The sequence below is a fragment of the Flavobacterium sp. genome (assembly GCF_043720215.1).
Classification (GTDB): Bacteria; Bacteroidota; Bacteroidia; order Flavobacteriales; family Flavobacteriaceae; genus Flavobacterium.
This window is the reverse complement of record NZ_JAYSSZ010000076.1, coordinates 1-14,652: the sequence shown is the minus strand read 5'-3', so window position 1 is coordinate 14,652 and position 14,652 is coordinate 1. Positions and strand designations below refer to the sequence as shown.

The window sequence follows — 14,652 nt, the reverse complement described above, 5'->3', positions numbered from 1 at the left end:
TGACCAAGAACGTGTGTCAAAAATTACACAACATTTCGATAGTATCGAATTTTCGACTCAAAAAAGAGAATTCAAAACCGAAACTGGAATGTACAAAGGCAAAAGAATTACTGTACAATCAACAGGAATTGGTCCGGATAATATCGATATTGTTTTTAATGAATTAGACGCTTTAGTAAATGTCGATTTAAAAACCAGAGAAATAAAACCAAATCATACCGCTTTAAATATTGTCCGCATTGGAACTTCTGGCTCTTTGCAAGCCGACATTCCTGTAGATAGTTGGGTTATGAGCAAATATGCTGTTGGTTTAGACAATATGCTTCGCTCCTATTTAATCGAAGAACATTCTATTGCCGAATTAGAAGATGCTTTTATTGCTCAAACCAATTGGGATTTACGCAAAGGTCGTCCTACGGTTGTGGCTTGTGCCGAAGCGTTAGAAAATAAAATATATTCAGAAAAATTTCACAAGGGATTTACAGGAACAGCGGGAGGTTTTTACGGGCCTCAAGGTCGTGTAGTTCGTTTAAATATTCAAGATCCTGAATTGAATAAAAAAATGGATGCTTTTAATTATAACGGAACTCGCATGACAAATCTTGAAATGGAAACTTCTGCAATCTATGGTTTAGGAAAATTATTAGGCCATAATTGTTTGTCTCTAAACGCTATCATTGCCAATAGAGCGGTAGGTGAATTTAGTTCAAATCCAGAAAAAACCGTCAATGAATTAATTGCATATACTTTAGATAAATTAGTCAGATAAAAATTAGAACGCGGATTAAACTGATTTACTTCGTAAAACGCAGATAAAACCGATTTTAAAAATCTGAAAAATCAGCGTTTTCGCTTTTGCGAATCTGTTTTATCAGCGTTCCAAAAATTAAAATATGAATTTAATACTAGAAACCGACCGACTTATTCTTCGCCCATTTGAATTATCAGATGCCGAAGCACTTTTTGATATGGACAAAAATCCAGAAGTTCATAATTATTTATGGCAAAAACCAGTAACAGAAATCGAAGAAGTACACGACTATATTAATATGGTTCGTCAACAATATGTAGATAATAATATTGGGCGTTTTTCAACAATTATAAAAGAAACTGGAGAGCTAATTGGTTGGACAGGAATAAAATATGTAACTGGTCATATCGAAAACGGAAATACCAATTTTTACGATTACGGCTATCGTCTAAACGAGAAATTCTGGAACAAAGGATATGCCACAGAAGCATCGGTCGCTTGGTTAGACTATGGTTTTAACACTATAAATATTGATAAAATGAATGCCTACACTCATACTCAAAATGGTGCATCAAATCATATTTTGCAAAAAGTAGGTATGAATTTTATTGAAGATTATTTAGATGAACACGGAGCTCTTTGGAAATGGTGGCAAATGAAAAATCCCGCTATTTAACCTACATTTGTCTTTCAGAACAAAACCACAATGAAAATAATTCTTACAGGTGCAACAGGCGTTTTAGGATCTCATATTATGTATGAAGTTTTAGAATATTTTATAACTAATTCTATCGACGGAAAACTATTTCTTATCACAAGAAATAAAGGAAAAAACTCAGCAAAAGACAGAATAAACGAACTTTTATCTAGTAGCTATACACCTCAAATTCTTGTCGAAAAAGGATTAGAAAAATTACATTCTTATTTAGAAATTATAGATACTGATTTGTCTGAAATTCAAGATAATAATGCCGAAAAAATTCGAGGAGCTTACTTCATTCATTCTGCAGGTTACGTTAATCTATCAACTGATGAAGATCAAAAAGAGAAAATATTTAATGAAAATGCCCAAATTACAAAAGACATTTTCAATACATTTTCCCCATTCATCAAAAAATTTATTTATATCAGTACTGCATTCTCTTCAGGAATTAGAACTGGACTAATAGGTAACGATTTTCATAATTTAGATTTTATTCCAGAACACAGAAATGCGTACGAAAATGCTAAATTTCATTCAGAAAGCTTTGTAAAACAGCAATGTAAAGATTTAGGATTACCATACCAAATTCTTCGTCCAAGTGTTATTGGAGGAAAAATGTTAGGAAAAGAAAATAATTATTTCATTCCGAAATACATGGTTTTTTACCTTTTGGCAAAATTTTTCCACTTTACGGCACAACGAAAAAATGAACAAGAAAATGTACGATTTCAAATAAATGAAGAAACAGGATTAAACATTATTCCTGTCGATTATGTGGCAAAAGTAGTTGTAAATTCTTTTCAAAGAGAAGACATTCAGCAGCTTAATATTGTACACAACAAAAGCTTTAATATAGTAAAAGGATTACAACTGATCATGCAAGAAGTGAGTTATACTAACTTTAGTTTAATACAAAACACACTCGATTTTAATTACAAAACTACTATCGAAAAGTTATATTACGAAAGCATTGGTAAACATTTAAAACCATATTTTACTACCGATGCAAACGAGTATGATACCACATTATTAAACTCGATTCTCGAAATTCCTAAACTGGACACCGAAGCATTTACAAACATGATTCGTTATGCGAGATTACATAATTTTAAAGATATAAATGTTTAATTTTTTACTTAAAAAATGACAACAATAAAAATAGTAGGCGTTCCAGAACATTTCAATTTGCCATGGCAATTATGCCTTGAAAATGGCGAATTTGAAGCAGAAAATATCGATTTACAATGGACAGACATTCCTGAAGGAACAGGAAAAATGTGCCAGATGCTTCGTGATAAAGAAACTGACATCGCCGTAATTCTCACCGAAGGAATTGTAAAAGATATCATAGCTGGAAATCCAAGTAAAATTGTTCAAGTTTATGTGCAAAGTCCACTTATTTGGGGAATTCACGTTGCAGCCAACTCAAAATACGAAAAACTTTCGGATTTAGAAAATACAAAACCAGCCATATCACGATTGGGTTCTGGCTCTCAACTTATGGCTTATGTGAATGCCAATAATCAAGGTTGGGAAACTAGCAATCTTACATTTGAAATCGTAAATACTATCGATGGTGCTGTCGAATCATTAACCAATGGTAGTGCCGATTATTTTATGTGGGAACGATTCATGACAAAACCATTAGTTGATGCTGGAATTTTTAGAAAAATAGCAGATTGTCCCACACCATGGCCATGCTTTGTGATTGCTGTTCGTGAAGAAATAATTGAAAAACATCCAAAAATTATTGATAAAATTCTCGCAATCATAAATAAAACCACATCAGAGTTTAAAGAGATTCCAAATATAGACAAAACTTTAGCCTCAAGATACAACTTAAAGATTGAAGATATTCAAGAATGGTTATCATTAACCGAATGGTCACAAAAACAAATATCTGAAAAAGTGTTAAACAAAGTTCAAAATCAGCTATTTGAACTATCTATTATTGATAAAAAGGTTACTTTTGAAACGATAGTAAAATAATCACTTATTTTTATCGTTTTTTTAGAACAATGCAAAGAATTACAAAAGAATTTATTACAAAATGCAAACAGAAGCTTTCCTTGCCAAAGCCTTGGGATAACATTGTCATTTTTTTATTAAATATTTTGCTCACCATTCCAGTATTTATAATTGTTCATCAAAATATTGTAAACCCAAACTGGCAACTCCCTATTGATAGAATAGTATTGTTTATTGCTATTTTAGTCGCTTTTCAACTCATTTTAAGGTTGTTAAAAACTATTATAATTATTTGTATTTTCTTCTATTTCGTATTTTTATTTTACGGAACCGTTTTCGGAAGTTACAGTTTTTACAGAGTTTATGACGATTACCGCTCCATGATGTACACTATGGGAGATAATCCGTATCCCCAAGATATTATTGTGAGTAAATTATTGCCTTTTCCTAATAAAACTAAGGTTATTAGAGCAATAGATTATCAAAATCCTAAGGTTAGAAACTTTGCTTTATCAGCCACAACGAAACACTTTAATGATATAAAAAAAATTAAAGGTTATAGCTATTACCGAACTACAATTCAGTGTTTTGCCGTGTTTAAAGAAATAAAAAAACGATGGAATTATGTCAATGATCCACAAGGCAATAATTACATTGCTTATGCATCCGAATCCTTGCAGCATTTCTCTGGCGATTGCGATGACCACTCAATTCTTATGGCTGCAGGTATAAAATCTGTAGGCGGAATTCCGAGGTTGATTCAGACCAACGAGCACATTTATCCTGAAATGCTAATAGGTAATAAGCGTGATTTACAAAACGTAATGTTCTTAATAAAAAAGGTGCTTTTTGTTGAAGAAAGTAAAGGCAGACAAATTAATTATCATATCGATGAACGAGGCCAAGTATGGCTAAATTTAGATTATACCGCTAATTTTCCTGGAGGAAAATTTATGAGCGAAGAAATTCTGGGAGAGTTAACTTTGAATAATTAGAAGCACAACTATTTTCTATTTTTCAGCATTATTCCCGCTCTTTGTTACAATCTCTATACCTGACAGGTTTCAAAAACCTGTCAGGTATAGAGGATTTCCACTTCGATCGGGGCTACAATTCATAGTAGCAACTTCTATTAAACTTCTATAAATTACCATTCAATCTCGACTAATCCTTTCAATTTCAAATATTCATTGGTTAACTTAAAATGATTATTCCCAAACCAAAAACCACGATTAGCACTTAGTGGCGATGGATGTCCCGTTTCAAGAACCAAATGTTTTTCTCTATTTATTTTGCTTCCTTTTTTATGTGCAAAACTTCCCCAAAGTAAGAAGACTACATTTTCAGAATGAGTAGAAATATAATCAATAACAGAATCAGTAAAAATATTCCATTTTAAGTGTTTGTGGCTGTTAGCCAAATCTTTTCGAACAGTCAAAGAAGCATTTAAAAGTAAAATTCCTTGCTTTGCCCAAAATTCTAAATTACCAGAAGTTGGCGAAAAAATTCGGTCATATTCGGTATTTATTTCGGTAAAAATATTCTTTAACGAGGGTGGAATTTTCACACCATCATTTACAGAAAAACACAAACCATTCGCTTCTCCATCTCCATGATAAGGATCTTGACCAATAATAACAACTTTCAAATTCGAAAAATCACAAGAATTAAAAGCATTAAAAATGAATTCCTTTGGCGGAAAACAAGTATGATTTTCATATTCTTCGTCAATAGCATTCATTAAATCTATAAAATAAGGTTTCTCTTTTTCTATATCAAAAAAAGGGTTCCAAGAATTAAAATCAGATAATGTAAACATTCGTTAATTTTTAACAAATATAATCACTTTGATTCATTACTACTCTTAAACTTTGTAACTTTGGGACTTTGCAACTTAGAACCTTTGCAGCTTTAAAAAAATGATTTCAATTACCGAAAAAACACTTCAAGATTTACAATTTTCTACCATTTTAGAAACAGTTTCTAGCATTTGTAATACTGATATTGGCAAGGAAAAAGCTTTAACAATAACGCCTTTCAAAGACGAAGAATCTTTGATGACAGCTTTGCATCAAACTTCAGAATATATTGCTTCTTTTCAAAATAACAATGCGATTCCTAATCATGGTTTTGATGCTATTACTTATGAAATAAAATTTCTAGGCATCGAAGATAGTTTTCTAGAAGTAGGAAGTTTTCGTAAAATTGCTACGTTATCTGAAAACACGAATATTTTACTTCAATATTTCAGAAAATTTGAAGATTATTATCCTAATTTATATAAAAAATCAAGCCAAATTGAACTTACAAAAACCATCATTAGCTGTATAGATGATGTTGTAGATAAATATGGTGAAATAAAAGACAATGCTTCTCCAGATTTACTAAATATCCGTCGTGATATGAATGTTGTTCGTGGAAAAGTAAATCAAAGTTTCGGTATGGCTTTAACTCAATATAATGGTTTGGGTTACTTAGATGATATTAAAGAAAGTTTTGTCAATAATCGTAGGGTTTTAGCCGTTTTAGCCATGTATCGTCGCAAGGTAAAAGGTACGATTTTAGGGAGTTCGAAAACAGGAAGTTTGGCATTTATAGAACCCGAAGCAACGTTAAGATATTCTCGAGAATTAAGTAATTTAGAATATGAAGAAAAAGAAGAAATTACTCGAATTTTAAAACAACTGACTAATATAATTCGTCCATATTTACCTTTATTAATTCAGTATCAAGATTTCTTGAGTGATATTGATGTGATTGCTGCCAAAGCAAAATATGCCAACAGAATAAACGGAATTTTACCAAAAATAACCAAAGAAAGAAGAATATATTTTCGCGATGCCTTCCACCCAATTTTGTACTTAACAAATAAAGTTAAAAATGAAATTACGCATCCACAAACCATCGAATTTGATTCTAAAAATAGAATTATTGTAATTTCTGGTCCAAATGCTGGAGGAAAAACTATTTCTTTAAAAACGGTTGGTTTACTACAACTAATGTTGCAATCTGGAATGTTAATTCCTGTTCATGAACGAAGCGAAACTTGTTTATTTGATAGAATTTTGACAGATATTGGTGACAACCAATCAATTGAAAATCATCTTAGTACATACAGTTATCGATTAAAAAACATGAACTATTTTCTAAAAAAATGTAATGCAAAAACATTATTTCTTATCGATGAATTTGGTACTGGTTCCGATCCTGATTTAGGTGGTGCTTTAGCTGAAATTTTCTTAGAAGAATTTTACCATCGTGAAGCTTTTGGAATTATTACCACACATTATACCAATCTTAAAATCCTAGCAGATGAACTACCATTTGCTACCAATGCGAATATGCTTTTTGATGAAAAATCTTTAGAGCCAATGTACAAATTGGCTTTAGGACAAGCAGGAAGTTCTTTTACTTTTGAAGTAGCTCAAAAAAATGGTATTCCGTTTGGATTAATTAATCGTGCCAAAAAGAAAATAGAAACAGGTAAAGTTCGTTTTGATAAAACCATTGCAAATTTGCAAAAAGAACGTTCTAGAATGGAAAAAACTTCAGTGAATTTGAAAGAAGAAGAAACAAAAGCACGTGAAGAAAGCAAAAAAATGGAAACTATCAATGCAAAAGTCAAACAGAAATTAGAAAACTATCAGGAATTGTATGACAGCAATCAGAAAACCATTTATTTAGGTCAGAAAATTGAAGCCATTTCAGAAAAATATTTTAACAATAAAAACAAAAAAGAATTACTTGGTGAATTTTTAAAAGTTGTTGAAATTGAAAATTCAAAACGAGTAAAAGCCACTAAAATTGAGGTAAAGGCAATTGCCGAAAAGAAAAAAGTAATTATCGAAGAAGTAACTGTGCAGGTTGAAGAAATCAGAAAAGAGAAAAAAGAAAAGAAAATAAAAGCGGCTCTCGAACCAGAAAAACCATCAATTATTCTAAAAACTGGAGATCGAGTTCGAATGAAAGATGGAAAATCGATTGGTACAATTGATAAAATTGAAAAAAATAAAGCAGTTGTAAACTATGGAGTTTTTACTTCAAAAGTAAATATTGAAGAATTAGAATATGTTCAGGCAAAATAATAATTATATGAAGGATAAAAATCATTATTAAATGAAAATTATCCTTCATAGAAAAATCTATTTAGAAGAATCTCTTACCAATCTTTTTAAAATTGCCCATTGTTTTAGAGCATCTCTAGCTTCTACAGCGGGATAACCTAACATTACTTTGCCTGCAGGAATATCGCCAGTAACACCCGAACCTGCACCTACAATAGCTCCATCACCTATTATCGTATGATCTTTTATAGAAGCGCTTCCGCCAATAATTACGCCATTTCCTAATGTAACTGAACCTGCTAAACCAGAATTTCCTGCCATAATGCAGAATTTTCCTAATTTACTATTATGCCCTATTTGAACTAAATTATCAATTTTGCAACCGTCGCCCAAAACTGTTGAGCTAAATTTTCCTCTGTCTACACATGAGTTAGCCCCAATTTCGACACCATTTCCTATTACTACATTACCAATTTGTGGAATTTTAACCAATCCTCTTTCTGGATCAGGACGAAAACCAAAACCATCGGCTCCTATCGTTGAGTTAGGATGAAAAATACAGTCGTTTCCTATATGACATCGCTCTCTAATTACTGTTCCTGACCAAATTATAGTATTATTTCCTATCGTGCATTCGTCAAGAATAGTAACATTTGGGTAAATAGTAGTGTTTTCTCCTATTTTTACGTTGGGACCAACATAACATCCTGCACCTATTCTCGTTCCGTTTCCTATTTTTGCAGTAGCATCTATAACCGCAGTTACATGAATATTTGTAGTAAATACAGGTGTTGGTGGCGCAAAAAGTTCTAATACTTGCGACATGGCCAAATCAGCATTTTTAACTTTTATAAAAACCCTATTCTCTCCAGGTTGTATAGAGATATCTTCATTTACAATCGCTGCACAAGCGTTTGATGCTTCCCAAAATTTTTCATATTTTTTGTTTCCAATGAATGAAATTTCAGTTGTAGTTGCTAATTCGAGTTGTTCTGGAGCCGTAATTTTATGCGTTATATTTCCCGAAATTTCGCCTTTCAAAATTTCATTTATTTCTTGTATTGTGTAGGATTTCATAAGTTAGGTTTTGATTGATTTATAAAAATGAAGCTACAACTTCATTTCTCTTAATTTTTCCAGTTTCGGTTTCTTCGAAATGTGGAATAAATTTTATTTCTTTTGGTTTTTCGTATTTATCTAAATCATCAAATAGGGAAGATTCTAATTCAAATGGATTTCCTTCAATAAAAAGGATTAATTTCTCTCCTAATTTTTCATCAGAAATACCAGCAACAAAAAATCTATTTGTGATTTTATCTGAAATTTTTGCCTCTATTTGTTCAGGAATCAGTTTAATTCCTCCACTATTTATAACATTATCTTGACGCCCCAACCATATAAATTTATTGTCAGAAAGCAATTCGACAATATCATTAGTTACAATATTTTCGGCATATAAATCTGGAGCCGAAATAACTAAACACAATCTATCATCTTGCGAAATAGAAATAGTAGGTAAAGCAGTAAACGAGTTCTCTCCTACTCGTTTTGCTGCAATATGAGTAACAGTTTCTGTTGTGCTATAGGTTTCAAAAGCATTGCATTTAGATTTAATTATTTTTTTTTCTAAATCCACACTCATTTTTACACCGCCAACAATCAGTTTTTTTATTTGATGCAATTGCAATAATGAATTTTCAACTTGAAGCGGAACCATTGCTACAAAATCGTATATATTGTGGTTTCGTTTCATCGGATTTGAACTTGGTGCAACAAAATCCATATCTAAACCCAGAATAAAAGCACGAACAAACATCATTTTTCCAGCAATATACTTTACAGGCAAACAATTCAAAGCTCTATCGCCAGATTTCAATTCAAAAAAATCTCCTGTTGCTAGTGCCGAATTGACCATGGCTTGTTTTTGAACTTGAATGATTTTTGGTTCTCCAGTAGTTCCTGAAGTGGTAATATTCATATATGATTTATCATCAAACCAATCTAAAAAAAAGCTTCCAATTGGTTTTTCGTAATCGTTACCTTCCTTTATATAACTATAAGCTACACGGCACAAGTCCTCTTTATTAAAATGAAAACCATTTAATTTAAACTTATTGTGCACATTTTTGTAAGTTAATTTAGTCATTCTCTACCTTTGTTTCTTGTGGAATATCTATTAATTTACCTGTTAATTTTTCTTTCCAATTTGTCCAACCATATTTCTTACTAAAAATAAATAAAAGTATTGGATATATAACTAATACGGGCAAAACAATATCGAATCCAGCAACTGGTTCTGAAACATCTTTTAGAACTGAATTGGTTTGAAAAGCTGACCATTCGGAAGTAACTAATAATGCTCCAACTAAATTATTTGCCGCATGAAAACCTAGAGATAATTCGAGTCCTTCGTCCATTAGAGTCAAAATTCCTAAAAACAATCCTGTTCCAATATAATAAATCATGATTATGTAACCCATTTTTTCGACTTCCGGATTCGCAAAATGCATTAATCCAAAAGTAATTGATGTGAATAAAAAAGGTAGCAATCTGCTATTTGAAATAACACCAAGAAACTGCATCATATATCCTCTAAAAAAATATTCTTCAAAACTGGTTTGCAAAGGAATTAAAATAATGGCTAGTAGAAGAAATATTAAAAATAGAGTTAGTTTAAAATTTAAAACAAAATCTTCAGGTGAAGCATAATAACTTATAACTGTTAAAGCTATTGTTACTAACGACCATAAACCAAAAGCATAAAACACTCTATACCAATCTATTTTTTTTCGTGAAGTTGTAAGACTTGTAATACTTTGATTGTGAATAAATTTTACCCAAAACAACAATCCTAAACACATGGCAGAAAGTGGCCCAACCATAAACACAAAAGCAACATTTGTACCTACTTTAGTAATTAATTCATCTATTATTTGATTTGTATCAACTCCTGATGACATAAAAAAGTTTAAACTCATTAAAGCAAAAAATCCAAAAAGCACAATTAAGTATAAAATCGGAGTAAATCTTGAATTCTTAATTTGTTCAATATACATATTAATCGTTTTTTAGTTATAGAAGTAAGTATAATTCTACTTAATTTTGTTACGCTTATTTTTTAACAAAAATTTAATATTCCAAATATATCTAAAAAATGATTACTATTTACCATAATTCACGTTGTTCTAAATCTAGAGAAGGAGTTTGTTTCTTAGAAAACACGAAAGAACCTTTTCAGGTTATAAACTATCTTGAAAATATTCCAACAAAAGAAGAGATAAAAGAATTACTTAGAAAATTAAATATCACTCCTATAGAATTAGTTCGAAAAAAAGAACCTATTTGGATATCTGATTATAAAAACAAAAAAATGTCCGATGATCAAATCATTCAAGCCATGATAGATAATCCGAAACTAATAGAAAGACCTATTATCGTAAACGGAGATAAAGCAGTAATTGCAAGACCTACCGAGAGAATTAACGAAATACTTTAAGTTTCTGTTCATTTAACAATACTTTAGCAAAACTCGGTACTTTGAGTATTATTTTTGCTGAAGAAAAATATCAACTATGGTTTCTATACAAAAAGCGTTTGCTTTATTCATTTTATTAGGTGTTACATCACTATTTGCGCAACAAAGACAAGATGGTAAAAAAATAATTATTACCGGTAAAATCATCGAAAAATCGACTTCATTACCATTAGAATATGCAACTATCACATTTAGAAAACCAAATACTACGCAACCAGTTTCTGGCGGAGTTTCAGATACAAAGGGAGAATTTTCTATCGAAATAAATCCGGGAACATATGATATAAAATATGAGTTTATTTCTTTTAAAAGTATTGATACCAAAGGAAAAACATTCGATTCGAATACTAATTTAGGAACTATTTCACTAGAAGACGAAGCTCAAAAACTAGATGCTGTAGAAATTCGTATCGAAAAAACCACTATCGATATTAAACTCGACAAAAAAGTATATAATGTTGGTAAAGACATATTAGTAAAAGGAGGAACAGTAAGTGATGTTTTAGATAATGTACCATCAGTTGCAGTAAGTGCCGAAGGAACTGTAAGTCTTCGTGGCAACGAAAATGTAAGAATTTTAATAGACGGAAAACCATCGAGCTCAATAAATGTTAGCGATGCCTTGCGTCTTATTCCTGCTGATGCAATCGATAAAGTTGAAGTAGTAACTAATCCTTCTGCTCGTTATGATGCTGAAGGTGGAGGTGGAATTATAAACATCATCTTAAAAAAAGGAAAGAATCAAGGACTTAACGGAACATTTATCGTATCGGCTGGAGAACCTGAGAACTCAAGTGCTTCGGCAAATATTAACCTAAAAAGTGAACAGTTTAATTTGTTTACAACAATCGGTTATAACAAACGTAAAAACCCTGGGAATACAAAAATAGATCAAGAAAATTTGAATCCTGACGGAAGTCTAAAATCATATCTTGAAGAAAGACGTGATAGCCAAAAATTCGGAAAAGGTGCTAATGTCAATTTTGGTATCGAATTGTTATTAAGTAAAAGCACTTCTTGGACAAACGCTTTAAGTTACCGTGAAAACAAAGGCGGAAACAAAGAAAATGTATTGTATTATAATTATGACGCGAGCAAATCATTCATCAATACTGGACAAAGATTTAACGACTTAATTTCTAATAGTGAAAATGTAGAGTACACCACAAACTTTATTACCAAATTCAAAAAAGACGGACATAAATTAAGCATTGACGGTGCCTTTTCGCAAGAAAAAGATAATGATTTTTCAGGTATTGAAGGTATAATTCTAGAAACTAATGCTTTCATTTCTTCTGAAAATACTAGAAAAAACAACAAACAAACAAGAAATTTGATTCAAGCAGATTATGTTTTACCAATAAACAAAGATTCGCAAATAGAAGCAGGTTTTAGAGGCAATTATGTCGATTTGTTTGCTGATTATCGGGTACAAGAAAGGGTAACGCTCACAAGTCCGTTTACAAATGTAGCGCAGTATACAAACACATTGGCATATAAAGAAAATGTAAACGCTTTGTATGCTCAATTTGGTTCAAAAATTAGTAAATTCTCTTATCTATTTGGAGTTCGTTATGAAAATTCTCATATCGAAGTAAATCAATTGACTTCTGATATTTTTAAAACAAAAAAATATAATAATTTCTTTCCAAGCGCTTTCTTAACTTACGAATTGTCTGACAACAGTAATGTCTCGTTAAATTATAGCAAACGAATTACCAGACCAAGAGATCGTTTTATCAATCCGTTTGCTTCTTATACGAGCAACATCAACTTGTTTCAGGGAAATCCAGACATAAATCCAGCGATGAGCGACGCTTACGATTTAGGCTATTTACGAAAAGGGGATAAAGTAACATTAAGCACATCAGTTTATTTTAATCATACAACAAATTCGTTTCAAATTGTACGAAAAGAACGTGGCGATTTTGTAAATGGCGTTCCTGTAATTATCAATACTCCTTTTAATTTGTCTAATGATGACAAATTAGGCTTCGAATTTACTTTAAACTACACTTTCAAAAAATGGTGGAAAATAAACGGAAATTTTAACTTCTTTAATAATAAAACCGATGGTGATTATTCCTACACAAACAGTAATAATAATTTAGTAGTACAAAATTTCGATTATAATGCCAACACCTGGTTTACCAGAATAACATCAAAAATAACTTTACCGTATAAAATCGAATGGCAAACAAATGCAACCTATAATGCACCTCAAAAATACCGCCAAGGGACAATAAAAGCAATTGCAGCTGCAAATGTTGCCTTTAGTAAAGATGTTCTAAAAGATATGGGAACTATCTCATTCAACGTAAGTGATGTTTTCAATTCGAGAAAAAGAAAACAAGATTTACAACTACCAACAGTAAACTCGAATAGCGAAATGCAATGGAGACAAAGACAGTTTACACTATCGTTTACCTATCGTTTTAACAAAATAAAAACCGACAAAGATACAAGACCAAGACAAAATGAAAACGGCGAAGGCGAGAATATGGGATAGCAAAAAAGGTACACAATGTGTACCTTTTTTTATTTTGTTAAGAACCTAATTACTTAGACTCTTCCTGTTTCTTTGCTCTTTTCTCTTTATACATTTCCCATAAAGCACCGCCAATCCAATATTGAACAAATCCTACAAGGAAAAATAATAACCAAAAACCTATAGTTAATACGGTTAAGAAAAGTATGAAACCTAAATATTGTGGAAATTCAACCATGATAATTCAAAATTTTATAATACTCAACAAATGTAAATGTAATTATTCTTTTTACCAATAATAATTAGAAATTTATTTTAATACATTTTTTTAAGCAAGTTAGAATCATTATTTTTGTAAAGCTTATTTAGGAGCTATTCCCGCTAATCGCTATATCTTTTCCTTTTTAAAGAAAAAAGAAAAAGGATGCCGCTCTTATCGGGGCTAAAAACCAAATAAACACATAACCGAATTATCAAATAAACAAAAAAATGGAATACAGAATAGAAAAAGACACCATGGGCGAAGTACAAGTTCCAGCAAACAAATACTGGGGAGCTCAAACAGAACGTTCAAGAAACAACTTCAAGATTGGTCCATCGGCATCGATGCCAAAAGAAATTATACAAGGTTTTGCTTACTTAAAAAAAGCAGCCGCTTTTGCTAACTGCGATTTAGGAGCTTTACCAACAGACAAACGTGATGCTATTGCAGCCGTTTGCGACGAAATATTAGCAGGAAAATTAGACGATGAGTTTCCACTTGTAATCTGGCAAACAGGTTCGGGAACACAAAGTAATATGAATGTGAATGAAGTTGTGGCAAACAGAGCACAAGTTCTTGCAGGACACAAAATTGGCGAAGGCGAACAATTTATCAAAGCCAATGATGATGTAAACAAATCACAATCATCTAACGATACCTATCCAACAGGAATGCACATTGCAGCTTATAAATCGGTTGTGGAAATTACCATTCCAGGAGTAGAAAAATTACGCGATACATTACAAGCAAAAGCAATAGCCTATAATAATGTCGTAAAAATAGGTCGTACACACCTTATGGATGCGACACCACTAACATTAGGTCAAGAAATTTCTGGTTACGTAGCACAATTGAACTACGGAATAAAAGCAGTAAAAAAT

General features: G+C 31.5%; 14 protein-coding genes. 9 read left to right on the top strand and 5 right to left on the bottom strand.

Annotation, left to right across the window (positions count from 1 at the left end):
- The 5 genes from ACHZC3_RS03715 to ACHZC3_RS03695 form a co-directional block, all read left to right on the top strand.
- Positions 1-769, top strand: a 769-nt coding sequence (locus tag ACHZC3_RS03715; RefSeq protein WP_394758537.1) for a nucleoside phosphorylase, incomplete at its 5' end; no start/stop codon positions are given.
- Between the two features lie 124 nt (positions 770-893).
- Positions 894-1,427, top strand: coding sequence for a GNAT family N-acetyltransferase (locus tag ACHZC3_RS03710; RefSeq protein ID WP_394758536.1), 534 nt, complete (start codon positions 894-896; stop codon positions 1,425-1,427).
- A 30-nt stretch (positions 1,428-1,457) separates the two neighbouring features.
- Positions 1,458-2,582, top strand: a complete 1,125-nt coding sequence (locus tag ACHZC3_RS03705; RefSeq protein WP_394758535.1) for an SDR family oxidoreductase — start codon at positions 1,458-1,460, stop codon at positions 2,580-2,582.
- A 15-nt stretch (positions 2,583-2,597) separates the two neighbouring features.
- Positions 2,598-3,443: a substrate-binding domain-containing protein gene (locus tag ACHZC3_RS03700; RefSeq protein WP_394758534.1), complete on the top strand. Its 846-nt coding sequence runs from the start codon at positions 2,598-2,600 to the stop codon at positions 3,441-3,443.
- A gap of 29 nt (positions 3,444-3,472) precedes the next feature.
- Positions 3,473-4,417, top strand: coding sequence for a transglutaminase (locus ACHZC3_RS03695; RefSeq protein WP_394758533.1), 945 nt, complete (start codon positions 3,473-3,475; stop codon positions 4,415-4,417).
- Positions 4,418-4,569: 152 nt separating this feature from the next.
- Here the strand turns inward: ACHZC3_RS03695 and ung are convergent, their stop codons facing one another.
- Entirely contained in the window at positions 4,570-5,241 is a 672-nt protein-coding gene (gene ung, locus ACHZC3_RS03690; protein ID WP_394758532.1) for a uracil-DNA glycosylase, read from the bottom strand.
- Between the two features lie 100 nt (positions 5,242-5,341).
- Between ung and ACHZC3_RS03685 the strand changes: the two genes are divergently transcribed.
- Entirely contained in the window at positions 5,342-7,507 is a 2,166-nt protein-coding gene (locus ACHZC3_RS03685; RefSeq protein ID WP_394758531.1) for a DNA mismatch repair protein MutS, read from the top strand.
- Positions 7,508-7,564: 57 nt separating this feature from the next.
- Here ACHZC3_RS03685 and lpxD read toward each other — a convergent pair whose 3' ends face one another.
- The 3 genes from lpxD to ACHZC3_RS03670 are packed head-to-tail and all read right to left on the bottom strand — an operon-like array spanning position 7,565 to position 10,542.
- Entirely contained in the window at positions 7,565-8,563 is a 999-nt protein-coding gene (gene lpxD / locus ACHZC3_RS03680; RefSeq protein ID WP_394758530.1) for a UDP-3-O-(3-hydroxymyristoyl)glucosamine N-acyltransferase, read from the bottom strand.
- A gap of 19 nt (positions 8,564-8,582) precedes the next feature.
- On the bottom strand, positions 8,583-9,632 hold the full coding sequence (locus ACHZC3_RS03675) for an AMP-binding protein (protein WP_394758529.1): 1,050 nt from the start codon (positions 9,630-9,632) through the stop codon (positions 8,583-8,585).
- Positions 9,625-10,542 (bottom strand): CPBP family intramembrane glutamic endopeptidase, encoded by a 918-nt coding sequence (locus ACHZC3_RS03670; RefSeq protein ID WP_394758528.1) that lies wholly within the window; start codon positions 10,540-10,542, stop codon positions 9,625-9,627. Before ACHZC3_RS03670 ends, ACHZC3_RS03675 begins: the two co-directional genes overlap by 8 nt.
- A gap of 98 nt (positions 10,543-10,640) precedes the next feature.
- On the opposite strand from ACHZC3_RS03670, the gene arsC reads away from it, so the two are divergent.
- On the top strand, positions 10,641-10,982 hold the full coding sequence (gene arsC / locus ACHZC3_RS03665) for an arsenate reductase (glutaredoxin) (RefSeq protein WP_394758527.1): 342 nt from the start codon (positions 10,641-10,643) through the stop codon (positions 10,980-10,982).
- Positions 10,983-11,058: 76 nt separating this feature from the next.
- Positions 11,059-13,530 carry a TonB-dependent receptor domain-containing protein gene (locus ACHZC3_RS03660; protein ID WP_394758526.1) on the top strand — a complete coding sequence of 824 codons (2,472 nt, stop codon included), beginning with the start codon at positions 11,059-11,061 and terminating at the stop codon, positions 13,528-13,530.
- Positions 13,531-13,579: 49 nt separating this feature from the next.
- Here the strand turns inward: ACHZC3_RS03660 and ACHZC3_RS03655 are convergent, their stop codons facing one another.
- Positions 13,580-13,747, bottom strand: coding sequence for a hypothetical protein (locus tag ACHZC3_RS03655; RefSeq protein ID WP_394758525.1), 168 nt, complete (start codon positions 13,745-13,747; stop codon positions 13,580-13,582).
- 251 nt (positions 13,748-13,998) lie between these two features.
- Here ACHZC3_RS03655 and ACHZC3_RS03650 point away from each other — a divergent pair.
- On the top strand, positions 13,999-14,652 hold a 654-nt coding region (locus tag ACHZC3_RS03650; RefSeq protein WP_394758524.1), incomplete at its 3' end, for a lyase family protein.

Excerpts from the sequence above, each read along its gene's own strand:
- ACHZC3_RS03710 (WP_394758536.1), top strand. The coding sequence starts at position 894 with ATGAATTTAATACTAGAAACCGACCGACTTATTCTTCGCCCATTTGAA.
- ACHZC3_RS03705 (WP_394758535.1), top strand. The coding sequence starts at position 1,458 with ATGAAAATAATTCTTACAGGTGCAACAGGCGTTTTAGGATCTCATATT.
- ACHZC3_RS03700 (WP_394758534.1), top strand. The coding sequence starts at position 2,598 with ATGACAACAATAAAAATAGTAGGCGTTCCAGAACATTTCAATTTGCCA.
- ACHZC3_RS03695 (WP_394758533.1), top strand. The coding sequence starts at position 3,473 with ATGCAAAGAATTACAAAAGAATTTATTACAAAATGCAAACAGAAGCTT.
- ung (WP_394758532.1), bottom strand. The coding sequence starts at position 5,241 with ATGTTTACATTATCTGATTTTAATTCTTGGAACCCTTTTTTTGATATA.
- ACHZC3_RS03685 (WP_394758531.1), top strand. The coding sequence starts at position 5,342 with ATGATTTCAATTACCGAAAAAACACTTCAAGATTTACAATTTTCTACC.
- lpxD (WP_394758530.1), bottom strand. The coding sequence starts at position 8,563 with ATGAAATCCTACACAATACAAGAAATAAATGAAATTTTGAAAGGCGAA.
- ACHZC3_RS03675 (WP_394758529.1), bottom strand. The coding sequence starts at position 9,632 with ATGACTAAATTAACTTACAAAAATGTGCACAATAAGTTTAAATTAAAT.
- ACHZC3_RS03670 (WP_394758528.1), bottom strand. The coding sequence starts at position 10,542 with ATGTATATTGAACAAATTAAGAATTCAAGATTTACTCCGATTTTATAC.
- arsC (WP_394758527.1), top strand. The coding sequence starts at position 10,641 with ATGATTACTATTTACCATAATTCACGTTGTTCTAAATCTAGAGAAGGA.
- ACHZC3_RS03660 (WP_394758526.1), top strand. The coding sequence starts at position 11,059 with ATGGTTTCTATACAAAAAGCGTTTGCTTTATTCATTTTATTAGGTGTT.
- ACHZC3_RS03655 (WP_394758525.1), bottom strand. The coding sequence starts at position 13,747 with ATGGTTGAATTTCCACAATATTTAGGTTTCATACTTTTCTTAACCGTA.